Annotated in this window: 13 protein-coding genes, 1 tRNA gene and 2 pseudogenes; 10 read left to right on the forward strand and 6 right to left on the reverse strand. The window is 69.0% G+C overall.

Annotated elements, in window-relative coordinates; all coding sequences use genetic code 11:
- Positions 1-138: 138 nt before the first annotated feature.
- Together F0Q34_RS13820 and F0Q34_RS13825 are read left to right on the forward strand one after the other, a co-directional pair.
- Positions 139-666 (forward strand): hypothetical protein, encoded by a 528-nt coding sequence (locus tag F0Q34_RS13820; RefSeq protein ID WP_241665485.1) that lies wholly within the window; start codon positions 139-141, stop codon positions 664-666.
- 836 nt (positions 667-1,502) lie between these two features.
- Positions 1,503-4,208 (forward strand): bifunctional diguanylate cyclase/phosphodiesterase, encoded by a 2,706-nt coding sequence (locus tag F0Q34_RS13825; RefSeq protein WP_161600876.1) that lies wholly within the window; start codon positions 1,503-1,505, stop codon positions 4,206-4,208.
- 239 nt (positions 4,209-4,447) lie between these two features.
- On the opposite strand, the gene F0Q34_RS13830 is transcribed toward F0Q34_RS13825, so the two are convergent.
- Both F0Q34_RS13830 and F0Q34_RS13835 read right to left on the reverse strand, forming a co-directional pair.
- Positions 4,448-4,523, reverse strand: a tRNA-Glu gene (locus F0Q34_RS13830).
- Positions 4,524-4,635: 112 nt separating this feature from the next.
- Entirely contained in the window at positions 4,636-4,947 is a 312-nt protein-coding gene (locus F0Q34_RS13835; protein ID WP_149812804.1) for a DUF6476 family protein, read from the reverse strand.
- Here F0Q34_RS13835 and F0Q34_RS13840 point away from each other — a divergent pair.
- Both F0Q34_RS13840 and rpoH read left to right on the forward strand, forming a co-directional pair.
- Entirely contained in the window at positions 4,934-5,965 is a 1,032-nt protein-coding gene (locus tag F0Q34_RS13840) for an RluA family pseudouridine synthase (protein ID WP_241665486.1), read from the forward strand. The two genes, F0Q34_RS13835 and F0Q34_RS13840, sit on opposite strands and share 14 nt — an antisense overlap.
- 227 nt (positions 5,966-6,192) lie before the next feature.
- Complete coding sequence (gene rpoH, locus F0Q34_RS13845) at positions 6,193-7,083, forward strand: RNA polymerase sigma factor RpoH (protein ID WP_174242050.1); 891 nt, start codon at positions 6,193-6,195, stop codon at positions 7,081-7,083.
- Between the two features lie 77 nt (positions 7,084-7,160).
- Here the strand turns inward: rpoH and F0Q34_RS13850 are convergent, their stop codons facing one another.
- The 3 genes from F0Q34_RS13850 to F0Q34_RS13860 all read right to left on the reverse strand — a co-directional run bounded on the left by F0Q34_RS13850 (position 7,161) and on the right by F0Q34_RS13860 (position 10,560).
- Positions 7,161-7,877: a calcium-binding protein gene (locus F0Q34_RS13850; protein WP_149812805.1), complete on the reverse strand. Its 717-nt coding sequence runs from the start codon at positions 7,875-7,877 to the stop codon at positions 7,161-7,163.
- Between the two features lie 245 nt (positions 7,878-8,122).
- Positions 8,123-9,412: an adenylosuccinate synthase gene (locus F0Q34_RS13855; RefSeq protein WP_149812806.1), complete on the reverse strand. Its 1,290-nt coding sequence runs from the start codon at positions 9,410-9,412 to the stop codon at positions 8,123-8,125.
- Positions 9,413-9,414: 2 nt separating this feature from the next.
- Positions 9,415-10,560, reverse strand: coding sequence for an ATP phosphoribosyltransferase regulatory subunit (locus F0Q34_RS13860; protein WP_149812807.1), 1,146 nt, complete (start codon positions 10,558-10,560; stop codon positions 9,415-9,417).
- 143 nt (positions 10,561-10,703) lie between these two features.
- Here F0Q34_RS13860 and F0Q34_RS13865 point away from each other — a divergent pair, with 143 nt between their 5' ends.
- The 6 genes and pseudogenes from F0Q34_RS13865 to F0Q34_RS13890 all read left to right on the forward strand — a co-directional run bounded on the left by F0Q34_RS13865 (position 10,704) and on the right by F0Q34_RS13890 (position 19,503).
- Complete coding sequence (locus F0Q34_RS13865; RefSeq protein WP_149812808.1) at positions 10,704-11,264, forward strand: hypothetical protein; 561 nt, start codon at positions 10,704-10,706, stop codon at positions 11,262-11,264.
- Positions 11,265-11,335: 71 nt separating this feature from the next.
- Positions 11,336-14,755, forward strand: coding sequence for a transglutaminase family protein (locus tag F0Q34_RS13870; RefSeq protein WP_149812809.1), 3,420 nt, complete (start codon positions 11,336-11,338; stop codon positions 14,753-14,755).
- A 129-nt stretch (positions 14,756-14,884) separates the two neighbouring features.
- Positions 14,885-16,861, forward strand: a pseudogene (locus F0Q34_RS22355) (circularly permuted type 2 ATP-grasp protein); the annotation flags it as partial.
- A 166-nt stretch (positions 16,862-17,027) separates the two neighbouring features.
- Positions 17,028-17,498, forward strand: coding sequence for a transglutaminase-like domain-containing protein (locus tag F0Q34_RS13880; protein WP_306419392.1), 471 nt, complete (start codon positions 17,028-17,030; stop codon positions 17,496-17,498).
- A gap of 137 nt (positions 17,499-17,635) precedes the next feature.
- A pseudogene (locus F0Q34_RS13885) lies at positions 17,636-18,733 on the forward strand (OpgC family protein); the annotation flags it as partial.
- Positions 18,733-19,503 carry an SGNH/GDSL hydrolase family protein gene (locus F0Q34_RS13890; RefSeq protein ID WP_149812810.1) on the forward strand — a complete coding sequence of 257 codons (771 nt, stop codon included), beginning with the start codon at positions 18,733-18,735 and terminating at the stop codon, positions 19,501-19,503. The pseudogene F0Q34_RS13885 and the gene F0Q34_RS13890, both read left to right, overlap by 1 nt.
- Positions 19,504-19,514: 11 nt before the next feature.
- Here F0Q34_RS13890 and F0Q34_RS13895 read toward each other — a convergent pair whose 3' ends face one another.
- Entirely contained in the window at positions 19,515-20,723 is a 1,209-nt protein-coding gene (locus tag F0Q34_RS13895; RefSeq protein ID WP_149812811.1) for a Zn-dependent hydrolase, read from the reverse strand.
- Positions 20,724-20,726: the final 3 nt, after the last annotated feature.

Consider the following 20,726-nt stretch of genomic DNA (forward strand, 5'->3'; position numbering starts at 1 on the left):
GAAGCCGCTTTGATGCGCGACATCGGTCATAATCAACTTCCTCATCGTTCGCTCGATGACCTGGTACGGCGGCGACTTCGCACCTGGCCACAGCGCCCTCCTGGAGCCCTGGAAACACTCAAGCAGAACGGCATATGGATGCGGGCACGCCCTGGCGCGGCGGATACCAGTCTTCATCCCTTCCTGCGGCTGCCTGGCTCCAACCGCCTCCGCACCGTGCCCGACGGGTTGTGGCTGCATTTCAGCCCCAACCCCGCCGATCCCTTCGTGGACATCCTGTGCATCGAGGCCTGCGCATCCCTGCAGAACCTGCTGGACAAGCGCTCGCGCTTCGCGCCCTCCACATCCTCCCTGCTGGCGGTCTGCCCGGTTCCATGGCTCCTCGCGCCGCAGGATGCCAAGGACAAGATGCCGCGCTGGCGCCGGATCAAGTTGCTGCGGCAGGAACCTGTTGCGCCGCTGGCCTTGCCGGTCCGTGACGTGCGGGTGCTGTATGGCTTGAAGGACCGGCAGTATGAGGGCTTCGCACGCACGCAAATGCCCCAGGCCCATGAATATTTCTGTCCCATGGACGCGCTGATCGATGAGGAAGGGGCCAGCAATCCCGCCATGCAGGCCCTGATCGCCCGCGCCTCGGGCGCCGCCAATTTCATGCGCCTGCCTTGACGCCGCTCCGCCTGGCGGCGCAGTTCCGAGCTATCATCTTCGGCAATCACAGGTAGCGGTAATTTCCGCATCAGGCTTCCTTCAGGGATGCAACTCTCCTCCGGACCACCATGCGCCGAGCGAGAAACCATATTGCTCAACCGCGAGGCCATGTGCCGACCGAAGGAGAAGCCTGCTTGATCCGACACGCCGACACCGTTCGATGGCAGCATCCTGGAAGCCGATGTGTGCATCGTGGGCGGCGGCGCGGTGGGCCTGCAACTGCCGCGCCAGCTGACGCTGCCCGGCCGCCGCCCCATGCCTTCAAGGAAGCGCCAGCCGCAACGGGCTGAAGAAGGCGGCGTCTGCTTTCCCGCCCTTCCCGAGGCCATAGGGGTTGGTGGCACGTGGCTGCCTTCTTCTCTCCCACAATTCCACTACCCACGTTACAATTTTCATTAATTACCCGCTATGGTAGTATACTTCTCGCGTCATTCCTTAGATCACTGTCCGAGGGAACGGTATTCTCCTATAAGTTGATAGTTACACCAACATACCTCAAGGCTCAGCCGAATGCGCCCGTTGTTCCGCTCATGGCAGTTCCTGCAGCAAGGAGGAGCGGAATTCTTTCCGGCCGGACGCCCTGATGACACGGCCTGGACGAGAATCGCCTAGAACGAACGGGACAAGCTGCGATGTGGCGCATCTATTACAGTCTTGCCTATGAACATGATGTCAGGCTGGTTGCTCTTGCCGCGTTGATCTGTCTGCTTGGCAGCGGCACGACGGTGGCCCTCATCCGGCGCGCCCTGACATCGCCTCTTCCCGGCCGAAAGGAGTGGCTCCTTTTTGCGGGGGTGATCACCGGGCTGTCCGGCTGGACGACCCACTTCGTGGCCATGCTGGGCTTCGCCCCCGACCGCGACCTGCATGCCGGCACGGCGATGGCCGTGTCTTCCCTCCTGGTCAGCATGCTGACGCCGGCGATTGGCTGGCTGGTGGCCTTTGGCGGCCCCCGGCGGCTGGGCCTGGTCGGCGGCGCGATCACTGGCATCGGGCTGGCGCTCACGCATTCCATGGAAACGGTGTCCATGCATGTGGCGGACACCGTGACGTTCGAGGGCAGCCTTGTCGCCGCCTCGCTGCTGGGGGGACTCGGATTCTGCATCCTGGCAGGATGGCTGCTTCAGCGGGACCGCCGTGCCACCACCTCCATTCTTGCCGCCGCCGTGCTCGCCATGGCCACGCTCACCGTCCATTTCCTTGGCATGGCGAGCGCCACGGTGCTCTCCGGCTCCGCCATCCTTGAGGCGCATGAGCATTCGGCCCTTACCGCATTGGGCGGCGTTGTCGTGGCGGGCGCGGTCCTGCTTCTCATCTGCGCCCTGGGCGTCGCCATTCACGGGAACCGGATCGCCGCCGTCACGGCGCGGGAGCGGGAATGCCTGCTGGAAGCGCTGGCGGCCCTGCGGAAGAGCGAGGATCATCACCGCGCTTCCGTGGCGCTGAACCCGCAGATCCCGTGGCTGGCCGATCCGGAAGGCAATGCGACCGAGATCTCGCCGCGCTGGGAGGACCTGGTGGGCCGCCCCGTGGAGGAAGGGCTCGGCCAGGGCTGGATGCGCCACATCCATCCCGACGACCTGCCCCGGGTGCGGGTGGCCTGGCGAAAGGCGCTTGAAACCGGCGATGGCGCGCATGCGGACACCCGCTACCGCCTCCGCCTGCGGGATGGCGGCTATCGCTGGTTCCGCATGCGCACGCGGGCGCGCCAGGACGCGGATGGCGGCATCGTCGCCTGGTATGGCACCCTTGAGGACATCCATGATCAGGTAATGGCGGAACTGGCCCTGCGCGAAAGCGAGGAACGGTATCGCCTCGCCTTCCAGGCCACGCATGACGCCATCGGCGACTGGTCCCGCGCCAGCGGCCGCATCGCCTGGGCAGGCGCCATCGCCACCGTGCTGGGCCATCCTCCGCAGGACCATACGTCTTCGGACTGGTGGCTGGACCAGGTCCATCCCGAGGACAGGGATGGGCTTGAGGCAAGCTTCCGGGCCGCCCTGAACAGCGGAACAAGCCTATGGGGCGGCGAATACCGATTCCGCGCCGCGGACGGCACCTATCGCCACATTTCCTCCCGCGCCCACATCGTCCGGGATGCCAAGGGCAGGCTGGCCCGCGTGATCGGCTCGATGGTCGATGTCACCGCCCGCAAGGCAGCCGAGCAGGAATTGCGCTGGGCGGCCTATCACGACCCCCTGACCAGGCTGCCGAACCGGGCGGCCTATGCCCTCAGGATCGAGCAAGCGATCGCCGAGGCACGAGCCAGCCAAACCTCCTTCGGCCTGATCATCGCGGATCTCGACAACTTCAAGATGCTGAACGACACGCTGGGCCACGCGGCGGGGGACACCCTCCTCTGCCAGCTCGCCTCGCGGCTGCAGGATGGTGTTCCGGCCGGCGCGACCATTGCCCGGCTCGGTGGCGATGAGTTCGCCATCATCCTGCCCGGCCTGACGGAGCAGGACGCGCATTCGGGCGCCGTTCATGCGGTGCTGAGCGGGATCAACGCCTCCTTCTCCATCGAAGGGCTCAGCATCGACGTGAATTTCAGCGTGGGCGCGGCGCTGTGGCCCCGCGATGCGGACAATGCGGCGGACCTTCTCCGCGGCGCCGATCTTGCCCTGCACGCTGCCAAGTCGGAACTGCCGGGGAGCATCCGGCCATTCCAGCCCTTCATGCGGGAAAGGGCGGAGGAACGGAAGCGGGCGCTCGATTCCGCCCGCCTCGCCCTGCGGATGGACCGGATCGCCCCCTTCTATCAGCCCAAGGTCTGCCTCGCGACGGGCATGGTCAAAGGCTTCGAGGCCCTGCTGCGGTGGCATGACCACGGCCTGCGCCTGCAATCCCCTAGCGCCCTTGCCCTGGCTTTCGAGGACGCCGAGCTTTCCATCCAGATCACTGACAAGATGCTGGACAGCGTGATCCGGGACTGCCTGGAATGGAAGGCGGCCGGCATTGAGGTGGGCCGCATCGCGCTGAATGCCTCCAGCGCGGATTTCCGGCGGCGCGACCTGGCCGACCGCATCCTGGCGCGCCTTGGAAAAGCGGGGCTTCCGACCTCCTGCCTGGAGCTTGAGGTCACGGAAACGGTGTTTCTGGGGAAGCACAGCGGGATTGTCGAAAGCACGCTGGAAACCCTGTCCGATGCGGGCATCACCATTGCACTGGACGATTTCGGCACCGGCTACGCATCATTGACCCATTTGCAGCAATTCCCGGTGAATGTCCTGAAGATCGACCGCTCCTTCGTGGCGGGCCTTTCGCAGAAGCGGGCCCCCATCGTGGACGCGCTGCTGCACATGGCGCAGAGCCTGGACATCGAAACCGTGGCGGAAGGCGTGGAAACGCTGGAACAGGCAGCTTATCTGCGGGCCCAGGGCTGTGTCATGGGCCAGGGCTACCTCTTTGGCCGCCCGATCGCCGCGTCCTGCGTTCCGCTCGTTCTGGCCCACCAGGAACGGGATGCCGCGCTTGCCGCCATACGCGTCGGTCCTTGATGGCGGCACCCGCGAGGTTGGTTCCATGCTGCTGGGTTGTGGCTGTCGCGCCACGCCGGGAAGGAGCCAGTGCCAACGGCATCCACAGGAATGGCGCCTGATCGCAACGCCGGGCCAAGCATGGCATGGGACCCCGGCAACAGCGGGCCTGCGGAATGCGTGAACCGCCTCTGATACGACACATCACCGAACAAGAATCATTTGGAGTAGCCAAGGCCAGTGACGCGCAAAAGCGCGCCTGGCGTCCCCTAGGGGATTCGAACCCCTGTTGCCGCCGTGAGAGGGCGGTGTCCTAGGCCTCTAGACGAAGGGGACTAAAGGCGTGGCGGGCTTGTATCCTCGGCTCCGCCCCCGATCAAGGGCCGATCGCCGAATTTCCGCCATCGGCGCGATTTTCCCGCCGATCCGGAACCGTCACACTGCCGGACTACTGCCCGAGGCGGATCTCGCGCACCGGCTGCCGGCCATTCGGGTCCACCATCAGGATGCGCGCGCCATCCGGCCGCTCCACCCACACCGCCAGCCGCCCCTGCAGGGCGGCAATGCCGCCAATGCGCGTGCCGGATGGCTGCCCCAGTTCCAGATCCGTGGTAAGCGCAGGAAGCGGCATGTCCTGGGTTTCGGCGGCTGGCTCCAGTGCCGCTGTGTTCAGCTTCTGCACGATGCCGACCACGAGCCCCACCGTGCCGATGATGATCAGCACCCCCATCACAGCCACCAGAATCTTGAGCCCGCGCACTGAAAACCCCCTGCCGCCAACCGGGACCGCCAACGGCACTCCCGGGGCGGCCACCATCTTCGAGATCACCGCCAGCGCCGCGGATGCGGGCAACCGGCTCGACCGGTTCCTGGCTGGCGCGATAGGCACGGTGTCGCGCTCCCGCGTCAAGGCACTGATCGAGGCCGGCCAGACCAGCCGAGACGGCACGCCTGTGACCGACCCCTCGGAATCGGTCCGCGCCGGCGCCGCTTATCGCCTGGTGCAGCCGGCGGCGGTGGACGCGGCGCCGCAGGCCCAGTCCATGCCGCTTTCCATCCTGTTCGAGGACCGGCACCTGATCGTGCTCGACAAGCCGGCGGGTCTGGTGGTGCATCCCGCCCCCGGCAACCAGGACGGCACGCTGGTGAACGCCCTGCTGGCCCATGCCGGCGACGAGCTGACAGGCATCGGCGGCGAGAAGCGGCCGGGCATCGTGCACCGCCTCGACAAGGATACGTCGGGCGTCATGGTGGTGGCCAAGAGCGAGCCGGCGCATGTCGCGCTGTCGGCCGCCTTTGCCGAGCGCGACCTGGAACGCTCCTATCTCGCCCTCGCCTGGGGTGTGCCCTCCCCCGCGGCGGGAGAAGTGGATGCGCCGGTGGGCCGCCATCCCACCGACCGCAAGCGCATGGCGGTGGTGGCGCGCAACGGCAAGCACGCCCTGACCCGCTACGCCACGGAAAGGGCCTGGGGCACGGGTTGCGCCCTGCTGCGCTGCCGCCTGGCAACAGGGCGCACGCACCAGATCCGCGTCCACATGGCGCATCTGGGCCATCCCCTGGTCGGGGACCCGGTCTACCTGCGGCGCATACCGGCCGCCGCACGAGGCCTGTCCGTGGCGTCCCGGGATGTGCTGCTGGCTTTTCCCCGCCAGGCGCTGCATGCCGAGACACTGGGCTTCCGCCACCCTGTCACCGGCGAGACGCTGCGCTTCTCCGCGCCTTTGCCGCCGGACATGAAGGAATTGCTTGCGTTGCTGGAACGTAACGGGGAGTAACCCGACTATTTCAGTCGGGATTTTCTTGCGAAACCCGCTGCAGCGCGGTAGCGTTCTCCTGTCGCCAACGCCGGGTGCCAACACCAAGGCGCGGCCGTCGAACCTGCGCCCTGCGTGACCAGGGTCAGGACGGCGCGTCAGGGCTCAGCGGAAGCGACCGTGCACATGCCGTGCCGGAAGCTCGCCGTCACAGGGGCTCCCGTCCGGTGCAGGAGGCAGATGCAGACATGGCTTCCACTTCGACTTTCGCGATCCCGATGGCGCCAGAGGGCAACCTTTCCCGCTACCTACAGGAGATCCGCAAATTCCCCATGCTTTCGCCGGAGGAGGAATTCCGCCTGGCGAAGGACTGGAAAGACAATGGCAACCAGCAGGCTGCCCACAAGCTTGTCACCTCCCATCTGCGTCTCGTGGCGAAGATCGCCATGGGCTACCGCGGCTACGGCCTGCCGGTGGGGGAGCTGATCAGCGAGGGCAATGTCGGCATGATGCAGGCCGTCCGTCGCTTCGACCCCGACCGCGGCTTCCGCCTGGCCACATACGCCATGTGGTGGATCCGCGCCGCGATCCAAGAGTACATCCTGCATTCCTGGTCGCTCGTGAAGATGGGCACCACGGCCGCGCAGAAGAAGCTGTTCTTCAACCTGCGCCGGTTGAAGGGCCAGATGGCGGCGCTGGAGGAGGGCGACCTGCAGCCTGAGCAGGTGGCGAAGATCGCCCATGTGCTGCAGGTGCCGGAGCAGGACGTGGTGTCCATGAACCGTCGCCTCGCCTCCCCGGACAATTCCCTGAACGCGCCGGTGCGCGCCGACAGCGAGGGCGAATGGCAGGATTGGCTGGTCGATGAGGGCGAAAGCCAGGAAACCGAGATCGCCGAGCGGCAGGACATGTCCAACCGCCGCCAGCTTCTCGGGGAAGCGCTGAAGACCCTGAACGAGCGGGAGCGCCACATCCTGATCGAGCGCCGCCTCAAGGACGAGCCGACCACGCTGGAGGAACTGTCCCAGCAATACAGCATCAGCCGCGAGCGCGTGCGGCAGATCGAGGTCCGCGCCTTCGAGAAGCTCCAGAAGAGCATGAAGACGCAGATCATGGAACGCCGGCTGGCCGTCGACTGACGGCCAGGGCACAGCCCCGAAAGCATGGCGGCTCCCGCGAGGGAGCCGCTTTTTTCATGCCATCGGAGGGGCCGGCCTCAGGCGAAGATGATGTCGCCATCCTGCAAGGCCCGCACGCCCAGGAGGTTGATCTGCGCCTCCTCGTAGACGGCGTTGAAGTGCAGCTCCGTTCCCCGCGCCGTGCGAAGGATCTGCACATCGGCTTCCGTCAGGGCATAGCCGCTGAGGTCGATCTTGTCCGTGCCGGGCTTGAAGTCGAGGATGGTGTCCGTGCCGTCATTGGCGTCATAGGCCTGCTCGGAAAGAAACGGGTCATAGGCATAAACGAAGATGTCCCGCCCCGCGCCGCCGGCGATGTTGTCCGCCCCCGCGCCGCTGCTGATCACGTCATCCCCTGCCCCGCCGCGGATCACGTCATTGCCGCTGCCGCCGAAGATCATGTCATTGCCTGTGCCGCCCCAGATGCGGTCATTCCCGCCGCCGCCGGCGATGAAGTCATTGCCGGCGCCGCCCCACAGGCGGTCCGCGAGATCGCGCTCGGCATAGGCATTCACGGCGCCCGGCGTCGGCCCGGACGGGCCATATCCGTAGATGGTGTCGTTGCCGGCGCCGCCAGTCACGACATCCCGGCCATAGCCGGCGAAGATGAGGTCGTTTCCGCGCCCAGCATGGATCTGGTTGTGCCCATAGCCAGGATATTCCGCGGTGAGGCCATCGCCATAGATAACGTCGCCTTTCGAATGAAAGGACAGGAAGAAGACGTCGTTCTTCAGTGTACCGTTATAAGTCGCCATTGTGGCCTCTTCTTTCCTGATGCTCTGGAAGCGGAACACCGCGCTTCCTTTTTCAAGAAGACGTCACCATCAAGCCCGCTTCAGCTTAAAAAGAAGAGTCACGATCCCGTGCAACCGTTGTTAAAATTTCCGAGCGACAAGCAATCCAAGATTGCAAGTTCGGATTCGGTATGCGTTTCGGGTTGCGCAACAAAAAACCCTGGAAGATGGCTTCCAGGGTCCGGTTTGATCGCGGGGCCGGTGGCCTAACCGGCGAAGGGATCGCTCACCAGGATGGTGTCGTCCCGCTCGGGGGAGGTGGACAGCAGCGTGACCGGCGCCTCCACCAGTTCCTCGATGCGCTTGACGTATTTGATGGCCGTGGCCGGCAGTTCGGCCCAGGAGCGCGCGCCCATCGTGGATTGCGACCAGCCTTCCAGAACCTCGTAGATCGGCTCGGCCTTGGCCTGGGCGCCCAGCGCCGCCGGCAGCCGCTTCACAACCTCGCCATCGATGCGGTAGCCGGTGCAGATCTTCAGTTCCGTCAGGCCATCCAGAACGTCCAGCTTGGTCAGGGCCAGGCCCTGGACGCCGCCCACCTTCACCGCCTGGCGCACCAGGCAGGCATCGAACCAGCCGCAGCGGCGCGGCCGGCCCGTGACGGTGCCGAACTCCCGGCCCCGCTCGCCCAGGCGCTTGCCCACATCGTCGAACAGCTCCGTCGGGAACGGACCGGAACCGACCCGGGTGGTGTAGGCCTTGGCGATGCCCAGCACCGTGCCAATCCCGTGCGGCCCGATGCCGGCGCCCGCCGCCGCGTTGCCAGCCACAGTGTTGGACGAGGTGACAAACGGATAGGTGCCGTGGTCCACGTCCAGCATCACCGCCTGGGCGCCCTCGAACAGCACCCGCTTGTTGGCGCTGCGGGCCTCATCCAGCCGTTCCCAGACCGCCTCGGCATAGGGCAGCAGCTTCGGCGCCAGCGCCACCAGCTTGTCCAGCAGCTCCTGCTTCTCGAAGGTCGGTGCGCCGAGGCCCTTCAGCAGCGTGTTGTGGTGCAGCAGCAGCTCATCCAGCTTTTGCGACAGCGTTTCCGGCTCGGCCAGGTCGCAAAGGCGGATGGCGCGGCGCGCCACCTTGTCCTCATAGGCGGGGCCGATGCCGCGGCCCGTGGTGCCGATCTTGGCCTCGCCGCGCGCTTCCTCGCGCGCCTTGTCGATGGCGGGGTGCAGCGGCAGGATCAGCGGCACGTTCTCGGCGATGCGGAGGTTGTGCGGGCCGACATCCAGGCCCTGGCCGCGCACGCGCGAAATCTCCGACAACAGCGCGTCAGGATCGAGCACCACGCCATTGCCGATGACGCCCAGCTTGCCGCGCACCACGCCGGAGGGCAGCAGGCTCAGCTTGTAGGTCTGGTTGCCGACGACCAGGGTGTGGCCGGCATTGTGCCCCCCCTGGAAGCGCACCACGATATCGGCGCGGCTGGCCAGCCAGTCGACGACCTTGCCCTTGCCTTCGTCGCCCCACTGGGCGCCGATGATGGCGACATTGGCCATGGCTACACACTCTCCTCGATCGGTGCGGCGGCGGTGCCGCGCAGGATATGGCCGCAGCGCAGGCGTTGCGGCGTGTCGGCGGCTGACAGCGCCGCCACCGTGATGAAACCCTGGGCCCGCAGCCCGGCCGCCGCCGCCTCGTCGGCGCCCAGCGGAATGAACACGCGGGGCGCGGTCGGCGCCACCGGCGCGGCGCGGCGCACCGCGTCCGGATACATGGTCATGCCCGTCGCCGGCTCCTCGCCGGAACGGTAGCGGCCGCCGCGCGCCAGTTCCCCGGTGGCGCCGGGCCCGTACAGGGTGAAGGCCACGCCCACATGGTATTGCAGGCCACGGAACTCCACGGGGTCGAGCGTGATGCGCAGACCCGGCGCGCGGGCGCGGATGGCGGCGACGATGGACGCGGCATTGTCGGCGATGGCGCGCGCATCGGCCGGCAGCTCAGCCTCGCGCAGCGCCGCCAGGGCCCGGTCGGCCGGCCCGGCGGCGGTCAGCAGGGCGGTCAGGCCGATGGCCGGCGGCCCGGCGATGGCGGCCAGCTCGCGCACGGCGGCGGCATCCTTGCGGTCCAGGGCGCGGGCCAGGCGGCGGCGCAGATCCCCGTCCACCCCGGCGGCATCCAGCAGCACGGGCGCCATGCGCGGCAGGGTGATGTCGAGGCTGGGATCGGTGACGCCAACCGCCGCCAGCGCCGCCACGCCGAGCAGCGCCACCTCGGCATCCGCCTCGGGGCAGTCCACGCCGATCAGCTCGATGCCGGCCTGGGCGATCTGCCGCTCCGGCGCCAGCTGGGAGCCGCGCATGCGCAGCACCTGGCCGGAATAGGACAGTCGCAGCGGGCGGGGCACATCGGCCAGGCGGGTGGCGGCGATGCGCGCCACCTGCGGCGTGGTGTCGGAGCGCACCCCCATCATGCGGTGGCTGTCCGGGTCCATCAGCCGGAAGGTCTGGTCGGCCACGGCGGCGCCGGAGCCGGCCAGCAGGCTGTCCTCGAATTCCAGCAAAGGCGGCTTCACCCGCTCATAGCCATGCGTCGCGAAGACCGAGAGCATGCCTTCCACCAGTGCCGCCTCCCGCGCCGCTTCGGGCGGCAGCAGGTCAGCAAGGCCGGAAGGCAGCAGGGCGGGGCTGGGCAGGTCGTCGGTCATGCTTCCAGTCGGGTTCACGGAGGCCGGGGCGCCGCAGGGCGCGCGCAATCGGCGGCTGTGTGGCAGCGCGGCGCGGGCACGGCAAGAGTTTGATCGCACAGGGCAGCGTGAAGCGGAACGCGCGGCGGAACGTTTGAGCCGGCATGAGCACCATTCCCCCGCCCGCTCCCGGCCGCCGCGCCCTGCTGGCCCTTCCGGCCCTGCTGGCCGCCTGCGCCTCCGATCCCGCCCGTTCCTATCTGGGCGGCTGGGGCGTCTCGGTGCGCGGCGCGGCGCTCAACGCCCCCTTCCAGTTCGGCGACCTGTCACGCTGGAACGGGCAGCCGGGGCGGGCCGCCCTCGCGGTGGTGCAGCTTGAATATCTGGCCGACGAGCTGGCCAACAGCAGCTACTGGAACCAGAAGGTTTCCCCCCTGGTCACCATGCAGCTGCAGCAGGCCCGCACCGAGGTGCGCCAGGCGCTCGGCATCGCCGAAGGCGCGCCGCCCGAGGTGGTGATGAACCTGCTGCGGCAGGCGGCCTACGGGCTGGAGAACGGCCCACAGGCCAGCGTCGAGGCAGCGCTGTCCGGCCCGATCTTCGCCTTCGGCCCGGCCGGCACGCTGCGCGCCCTCGGCAGCCTGCCGCGGCTGCGCCGCGCCGCCGAGGCTTCCGGCGCGGTGAACGCGGAGATCGGGCGGCTGGACAACGAGCGCCACAACTGAACCGGGGGCCGTTCCCCGCCACGCGGAACGCGGTCTAAGCTTTATCGCAGGAACGGAGCCTGGAACCCCGCATGCCGGTTCATGTCGCGCTGACCCACCGCACCTCCTACCGCTACGACCGGCCCGTGACCCTGGGGCCGCAAACCATCAGGCTGCGGCCGGCACCGCATGCGCGGACCCCGGTGTTGTCCTATGCGCTGCACATCCGGCCGCAGAACCACTTCATCAACTGGCAGCAGGACCCGCAGGGGAATTTCCTGGCCCGTGTGGTCTTTCCGGAGCCGGTGACGCATTTCGAGGTCAAGGTGGACCTCGTGGCCGACATGGCCACCATCAACCCCTTCGACTTCTTCCTGGAGCCCCAGGCGGAACGCTGGCCCTTCGCCTACGACCCCGTGCTGGAGCACGAACTGGCGCCTTTCCGCCGCGCCGCCCCAGCCGGCCCCTTGCTGTCCGCCCTGCTGGCTGGGGTCCCGCGCGGGGAACAGGGCACCATCGCCATGCTGACCGGTCTGAACGGCCTCGTGAACCGCAAGGTGTCCTACGTCGTTCGGCTGGAGCCGGGCGTCTGGACACCCGAGGAAACGCTTGCCCAGGGCCGCGGCTCCTGCCGCGACAGCGCCTGGCTGCTGGTGCAGCTGCTGCGCAACCTCGGCTATGCCGCCCGCTTCGTGTCCGGCTACCTGATCCAGCTTGTCGCTGACCAGAAGCCGCTGGACGGGCCCCAGGGCCCGGCGGCCGATTTCACCGATCTGCATGCCTGGGCCGAGGTCTACCTGCCGGGCGCCGGCTGGGTCGGCATGGATGCCACCTCCGGCCTGCTGACGGGAGAAGGGCACATCCCCCTCGCGGCCACGCCGGAGCCGCAATCGGCGGCCCCCATCTCGGGGCTGATGAGCAAGGCGGAGGTCAGCTTCGACTTCGGCATGGCTGTCGCCCGGGTGCGGGAAACGCCGCGCGTCACTAGGCCCTACAGCGATGACGCGTGGCGGGCGATCCTGCGGGCCGGCGAAGCGGTGGACACGCAACTGCGCGAAGGCGGCGTCAGGCTGACCATGGGCGGGGAGCCGACCTTTGTGTCCGCCACCGACCTGGAAGGGGAGGAATGGAACACCGCCGCCCTGGGCCCCACCAAGCGGCGGATGGCGGGACGGCTGCTGAAGCGGCTGCTGCCGGAATGGGCGCCGGGCGGCGTGGTGCAGCATGCCATGGGCAAGCATTACCCCAGCGAGCAATTGCCGCGCTGGGCGCTGAACGCCTGTTGGCGCAAGGATGGCGAGCCGATCTGGATAAACCCTGCCCTGCTGTCCGACGATGACCACAGCGACACCGCGACGGCCGAGGATGCCCAGGGCTTCGCCCGCGCCCTGGCGGAGCGGCTGGGCCTCGGCCCGCAATTCGTGCAGCCGGCCTATGAGGACGTCCATTACCATCTCTGGAGGGAAAGCCGCCTTCCCGCCAATGTTCTCACCGAGGCTTCGCGGCTGCGGGACCCGCAGGAGCGCGCCCGGCTGGCGAAGGTGTTCGCGCAGGGGCTGGGCAGCAGCGTCGGCTCGGTCTTGCCGTTGCGCCGCGCGGCCGATGGCGCGCGCTGGGAATCGGACTGGTGGCTGTTCCGCGAAGGCAATCCGATCTTCCTGATCCCGGGTGACAGCCCGATCGGCGTCCGCCTGCCGCTGGAAAGCCTGCCCTGGGCCGATCCGGCCTTGATCCTGGCGCAGTTCGAGCGTGATCCCTTCGCGCCGCATCCCGCCCTGCCACCCGGCAACGCCTTCCGCCAGCCTGTCCTGCGGAGCCATCCCGCCGCTGGAGGAGCGGCCTCTTCCGGACTCCCTCCGCAGCCCCGGTTAAGCACCGCAGCCGCTTCGGCCGGCAGCGAAGGGCTGCTGCCAGCCGCCGCCAGCTTCCGGCGTGGCCCTTCCCGCCCGCCCGCCACGGAGCTGCCGCCCGAGGCCGGGCCGCAGCCCAACCGGCCAGAGCCGGATCTGGTGCGCACCGCCCTCACGGTGGAAGCGCGCGGCGGCCGGCTGCATGTCTTCTTCCCCCTGTTTTATGCCATCGAGGACTGGCTGGAACTTTGCGCCGCCGTGGAGGACACCGCCGCCGCCGTGGGCCGCCGCGTGGTTCTGGAAGGCTATGGCGCGCCCTCAGACCCGCGCATCGAAAGCTTCTCGATCACGCCCGATCCCGGCGTGATCGAGGTGAACATCCATCCCTCCCGCTCCTGGCCGGAGCATGTCTCGCGCACAGAGCGCCTTTACGCGCTGGCGCGCGAGGAAGGGCTGGCGGCCGAGAAGTTCATGCTGGATGGCCGCCATGTCGGCACGGGCGGCGGCAACCATGTGGTGATGGGTGGCGAAAGCGCGGCGGAAAGCCCGTTCCTGCGCCGGCCCGACCTGCTCAAATCCCTGCTCGGCTTCTGGCACAACCATCCCAGCCTGAGCTTCCTGTTCGCCGGGCTGTTCATCGGCCCGACCAGCCAGCACCCCCGCATCGACGAGGCGCGGCAGGACATCCTGAACGACCTGGAGATCGCCTTCGCCCAGGTGAGGCCGTTCGAGCCGGTGCCGCCCTGGAAGACCGACCGGCTGTTCCGCAACATCCTGGCGGACATGACGGGCAACACCCACCGCACCGAATTCTCCATCGACAAGATGTATTCGCCGGACGGGCCGGGCGGCCGCCGGGGGCTGGTGGAGTTCCGCGCCTTCGAGATGCCGCCCAACCCGCGGATGTCGGCGGCGCAGATGCTGCTGATGCGCGCCGCCATCGCCGCCTTCTGGAGAACGCCCTATGAGCGGCGGCTGGTGCGCTGGGGCACCCGCCTGCATGACGACTTCATGCTGCCGCATTACGTGGAACAGGATTTCGCCGACGCCATCGACGAATTGCGCGCTCTCGGCGCGCCGCTGGAGAAATCCTGGTTCGACCCGCACCTGGCCTTCCGTTTCCCGCTGCTGGGGGAAACAACGCTGCGCGGCACCGGCCTGGAGCTGCGCCACGCGCTGGAGCCCTGGCATGTCCTGGGCGAGGAAAGCACCGCCTCCGGCACGGCGCGCTTCGTGGACAGCTCCACCGAGCGGCTGCAGCTGCGCGCCACCGGCTTCGCTCCGGAGCGCTTCGTGCTCGGCGTCAATGGCCGCGCCCTGCCGATGGCCGCCACCGGCCGCGCCGGCGAATATATTGCGGGGGTGCGCTTCAAGGCCTGGGCGCCGCCCTCGGCGCTGCATCCCGGCATCGACGCGCAGGCGCCGCTGACCTTCGACCTGTGGGACAGCTGGACCGGCCGCTCGCTTGGCGGCTTCACGCATCACGTGGCGCATCCCGGCGGTCGCAACTATGAGCGCTTCCCCGTGAACGCCAACGAGGCCGAGGCCCGCCGCCGCGCGCGCTTCTTCCCCTTCGGCCACACGCCGGGGCCAGGCCCGGCGCCGGCGCCGGTCCAGGGGGCGGAATTGCGGCGGACGCTCGACCTCCGCCGGCCCGCGTGAGAATGGCGGGCTGCCATGCCTTCCCCGTCGCCTGAGGCCGCGCCGCTCTCCGGCCATGACGAGATGGTGGATGGCCGGGGCGGGGTCCGGCCGCATTGGCGGGCCCTGCTGGGCGCCTTGTCGGGTGCGATGGGCGAAGGCGGCGGGCTGGCCGAGGCACGCCGCCGGCTGGACCGCCTGTTCGAGGACGAGGCCCCCGCGCCGCGGGACGGCGCCCATGCCACCTGGCGGCTGGACCCGGTGCCGCTGCCGCTGCCGGCGGGCGAGTTCGCCCGGCTGGCGGATGGGCTGTGCCAGCGCGCGCGCTTGCTGGAAGCGGTGCTGCGCGACCTGTACGGGCCGCAGGCCCTGCTGGCGGAAGGCCTGGTGCCACCCGACCTGCTGTTCGCCAGCCCGGCTTTTCTTCGCCCCGCCCGCCTTGCCGGCCGGCCGGCCGCCACGCCCATTCTGAACCTGTATGCCGCCGATCTTCTGCGTGGGCCGGATGGAGAATGGCGCGTGATCGCCGACCGGGCCAACCGGGCCACGGGCATCGGCTTCGCGCGGGAAAATCGGATGATGCTCGCGCGGACCCTGCCTGTTCTGTTCGCCGGGCAGCCGGTGCGGCCACTGCGGCCCTTCTTCGACCGATGGCAGGATTCGCTGCAACGGCTGGCGCCGGCGGCGCATGGCCATGCGGCCACGGCGCTGCTCACGTCCGGCGCACGGGACCCGCTATGGCCGGAAGACGTGCTGCTGGCGCGGGAACTGTCCTGCGCCCTGGTGGAGCCGGGCGACCTCACCATCCGCGGCGGCTCCGCCTACCTCAAGACCATGCGCGGCTTGCAGCCGGTGGACGTGCTGCTGCGCCGGACCGGGCCCGGGCGGATCGACCCGCTGGAGTTTGGCGGCAGCGAAGGCGTGCCGGGGCTGATGGATGCGTGGCGCCATGGCGGGGTGGCGATCGTCAACGCGCCCGGCAGCGATCTGGCGGAATCGCCCCTGCTCGGGACGCTGCTGCCCGGACTTTGCTGTCGGCTGCTCGGGGAAGGGCTTCGCCTGCCCGCCCTGGAAAGCCACTGGCTGGCCGATCCTGGCGCGCTGGCGATGCTGCGGCGGGATCCCTCGCCCTGGCTGCTGCGCCCGGCCGGCGATGCCGACGCCCCCTTGCGCGCCCTGGGCCGCCTGCCGGAGGCGGAGGCGCAAGGCTGGCTCGCCCGGGCCGTCGGCCGCCCGCGCGACTTCGTGGCCCTGCGCGGCCTGCCCCCTTCCGACGCGCCAGTGGCGGAGGGAGAGGCGGAGGGCGGGGGGCTGGAGCCGCGCCCGGTGATCCTGCGCCTGTTCCTGGTGCAGGATGGCGGCGAATGGCATGTCCTGCCCGGAGGGCTTGCACGGGTGCCGGAAGGGGACGCCTTGCCCCTCGGGCCGCTTCCGCCCGCCGGCCTGGCCAAGGATGTCTGGGTGCTGGCGGAGGAAGGCGGCCGCATCCAGGGCCCTGCCGCCCTGCCCCACCCGCCCCTGGCCATCCGCCGCGCCGCCGGTGAGCTGCCGGCCCGCGTCGCCGACAACCTGTTCTGGCTCGGCCGCTATGTGGAACGGGTGGAAGGCTCCGCACGGCTGATGCGCGCCGCATTGAGCCGGATGGAACGCGGGCCGCTGCTGCCGCGGGAGGTGGCGGAGCTGGGCGCCCTGTCCAACGCCCTGCGCCATACCGGGCTGGTGGCGCCGGAGGATATCCCGACCGGCAGCACCAGCGCGGCCCTGCAGGCGGCGCTTTGGCGGGCGCTGCGCGACAAGAGGCCGATCGGCTTCGACCTGGAGGAGATCGCCCGGTTGGTGGAGCGGCTGCGCGACCGCATGACCGCCGACATGCACACGCTGTTCACCCTGCCGCTGCGCGACATGCGCATCCAGGCCGAGGCCCGCCACCGTGGCCTGCGGGGCCTGGAGGACGTGCTGGCCGGGCTGCTGCGCTATTCGGCGGGTGTCGCGGGCGTGGCGGCGGAGAACATGGTGCGGGCCGGCGGCTATGCCTTTCTGGACCTTGGCCGCCGGGTGGAACGTGCCCAGGCCATAGCGGCGCAACTCGGCTTCGCGCTCGACCAGCCGGCGAGCCGCGCGGAAGCGGGGCTGCGCCTGGCGCTGGAACTTTGCGACTCGGTGATCACCTATCGCAGGCGGTGGAAGCCCGCCGGCATGCCAAAGCCGCGGAATTCACCTTCCCTTCCCCCTGCTGCCGGAAACCCCGGAGGCCACCTCCTACGCCGCGGAAAGCTTTCCGCGGGGCCGCCCTGTGCTGGAAGGGTTGCTGGCGCTGAACGCCCGGATCTTCCGCGACTTCAGGTTCCGCAGCGGGGCGACCAGCATCTCCACCCCTGTTTCCGAGGTGCTGGCGAGGCGGGAGGGCGTTTGCCAGGATTTCACCCACCTGATGCTGTGCGGCCTGCGCGGCCTCGGGCTGCCGGCACGCTACATGTCCGGCTATATCCGCACCCGCCCGCCGCCCGGGCAGCAACGGCGCATCGGCGCCGACCAGTCGCATGCCTGGGTTTCGGCATGGGTGGGGGGGGATCGCGGCTGGGTCGATCTGGACCCCACCAACGATGTCATAGTGTCCACCGAGCATGTGGCGCTCGGCTGGGGCCGCGACTTCAGCGACATTTCCCCGTTGCGCGGCATCATCCTGGGGGGCGGCCGGCACAGCCTGCATGTCGGCGTCGATCTGCGGCCTGCCGCGGAGGCAGTGGACGATCATCCTGCCTGAGGCAACGCTTGCGGGGGGTATCCGTTCTTGGAACAGCCTGCCGGGCTCCCCGTGCGGCGAAGGGGAGGGATGGCGTGCGCGCAGCGATGGCGGCAGATGCGGTGACACCGGCGGCCGGGCCCGGACGGGATACGGCGCTCGACGTGTGGCGCGGCCTGGCGCTGATCACCATCTTCATCAACCACGTTTCCGGCAATGTGCTGGAGAACCTGACGCACAAGAATTTCGGCTTTTCCGACGCGGCGGAGCTGTTTGTCTTCTTTGCCGGCTATGCCGCCGCCTCGGCCTATTTCGGCCGTTATGCCTGGGGCCAGAAGCTGTCCATCACCATGAAGGTGGTGAGCCGCGCCGTCAGTCTCTATGTCACGCATCTGGCGCTGGTGGTGCTCGGCGGGGCGGTGTTCTCCATGGGCGTGATCCGCACGGGCGATCTGGGCCTGTTCTCGGTGATCGCGCTGGACCCGCTGATGATGGACCCGGCCGAGGCCCTGGTCTCGGCGGTGGTGCTGCGCTACCAGCCGGGCTTCCTCAACATCCTGCCGCTGTACTTCGTGCTGATTGGCCTGCTGCCGTTGCTGCTGGCGCTGGCCGCGCGCAGCGTGGCCCTGGCGCTTGGCCTGTCGGGGGCGCTCTACCTTCTGGCGGGACTGACCGGCCTCAACTTCCAGACCTACCCGCTGCCGGGCGGCTGGTTCTTCAATCCGCTGTCCTGGCAGTTCCTGTTCGTCCTCGGCTTCGCGCTGGGCGCCCGGCGGCTGCGGCGGGGCCATGCCACCACCTATCGCCGCGGCCTGTGGTGGGCGGCAGTGGCGTATCTGGCGATGGCACTGGTGATGATGCAGGGCACCGGCCTGCCGCCATCCGGCTGGCTGCCCCTGCCCGATTTCTTCACCCTGCCGGAAAAGCAGTTCCTGTCGGTTCCCCGGCTGCTGCATGTGCTGGCGCTTTGCTATGTCGTGGCGCATTCGCCGCTGCAAGCCTGGGCACGACGCCTGCCGGGGCAGAATCCGCTGGCGATGTTGGGCCGGCATTCGCTTCCGGTGTTCTGCACCGGGCTGGTGGTGTCGATCACCGGGGTCGCCCTGAAGCAAACCGGCTTTGACGGGGTGCTGTTCGACATCACCTATGTCACGGCCGGCATCGCGGTGCAGCTCGCGGTGGCGGCGCTGATGACGCTGACGGAAAAGCGCCAGGGCGCGTCGCGGGCCGCCGCGGCGGCCATTCAGCCTTCCTGATGCGCCGCCCGGCCGCGCTGGCCATCCTGGCCCTGATCGTCGCCTTCCCCGCCCTCGCGCAGGAGGAAGCGCCACCGCCCGCCACCGACAACGTGCCGGCCGCCTGCACCGTGCCCGATGACCTGCGGGAGTTGCATGGCTCGCTGCCCCGGATGGCCGATTTGCTGCGCCGGCGGCAGCCGGTTCGCATCCTGGCGGTCGGCTCATCCTCCACGGCGGGAACAGGGGCCTCGAACCCGGCGCGGGCCTACCCGCCACGGCTGGAAACGGCGCTGGAACGGCTGCTGCCGGGCGCCGAGGTCACCGTCCGCAACGAAGGCGTGGGCGGCGAGGTCGCCTCCACGACGCTGGCGCGGATGGAACGCCTGATGGCCGAATGGTCGCCCGACGTGGTGCTGTGGCAGCTTGGCACCAACGATGCATTGCGCGGCGTCACCGCCCAGGCCTTCGCCGGCATCCTCCGCGAAGGCGCCGACGCGGCGCGCGGCCGCGACCTGCTGCTGATCAATCCGCAATTCTACCCGCGCATCCCGGACCAGGGCGTGTACCTGTCCTTCGTGGAAGCCATCCGGCAGGTGGCGGAGGAGCGCCACCTGCCGCTGATGCGCCGCTATGACATCATGCGCTTCTGGGACGGCCTGCCGCGCCCCGCGATCATGCTGTCGGAAGACGGCTTCCACATGAACGACCTTGGCTACCAGTGCATGGCGGAGGTGCTGGCGGGAGGCATGGTGCGGCAGGTGTCGCGCATCAATTCAGCGCGACGCTGACCCGCCCGCGCTCAGTTCGATCCGGCCAGGAAGCGGGCGGCGCCTTCCGCCAGCACGCGCATGCCCATGGCGAGATCCTCATCCGCCGTGTTCTCCGCCCAGTGATGGCTGATCCCGCCGATGGATGGCACGAACAGCATCGCCGCCGGCATGCGCTTGGCGAGGTATTGCGCGTCATGCCCCGCCCCGCTCGGCATGTTCTGCCACTTGCCGGGCGCGAGGGCTTCCGCGGCACCTTGCAGCGCCCGCATCATGGCCGGGTCGCACAAGGCCGGGGTCGCCTTGCTGATGCTGATCAGCTCCGTCTGGCAACGCTCGCGCCGGTTGCTTTCCTGCACAAGCCGGCGCAGCGCGGCTTCCATGTCCTGCAGCTTTTCCAGCGACACGTCGCGGAACTGGAACAGCACATCGGCCTTGCCAGGAATGATGCTGGGCGCGCCGGGCTCCAGCACGATGCGTCCGGTGGTCCAGGTGGAACGTTCCCCGCAGATCCGCGGGAACTCCGCGTCGATGGCGGCCAGCAGGCGCATGGCGGTGAGACCGGCATCCTTGCGCTCCGCCATGGTCGTGCCGCCGGCGTGGTCCTGCTGGCCGGTGACAAGCAGCCGCCACTGCCAGATGGCGACAATGCCGGTCACCACCCCGATCTGCAGGCCCGCCTGTTCGAGCTGCGTGCCCTGCTCGATATGCATCTCCAGGAAGCCCTTGTAGCGGGCGGGATCGACCTGCAGGCGGGGCAACCCGGCCAGCCCCGCTTCCCGCAACGCGTCGCGCAGCGGCGTGCCGTCGGTGCGGTTGCGGGAACGATCGATCTCCTCCTCCGGCAATTCGCCGATGATCGAGCGGCTGCCCAGGAAGCCGCCCTCGAAATGGCCTTCCTCATCGGCGAAGGCGCAAACATCGACAGGCAGCCCGGCGCGGGCCAGCGCCAGTGCCGACACCACGCCCAGCGCGCCATCCAGCCAGCCGGCCTCGTTCTGGGATTCGATGTGGCTGCCGGCCAGCAGATGCGGCCCCTCGCCCCTGTGGCGGCCGAAGACATTGCCGATGCCGTCGATCGAAGCCTCAAGCCCCGCCTCCTCCATCTTCCGCATCAGCCAGCGGCGGGATTCCATGTCCTGCGGCGAATAGGTCGGGCGGTGCACGCCCGTCCTGAAGGCGCCGATCCGGCGCAGTTCATGGAGGTCGCTCAGGAAGCGGCCGGTATCGATCTCGGGCATCGT

The sequence above is a fragment of the Teichococcus oryzae genome (assembly GCF_008386565.1).
GTDB lineage: Bacteria > Pseudomonadota > Alphaproteobacteria > Acetobacterales > Acetobacteraceae > Pseudoroseomonas > Pseudoroseomonas oryzae.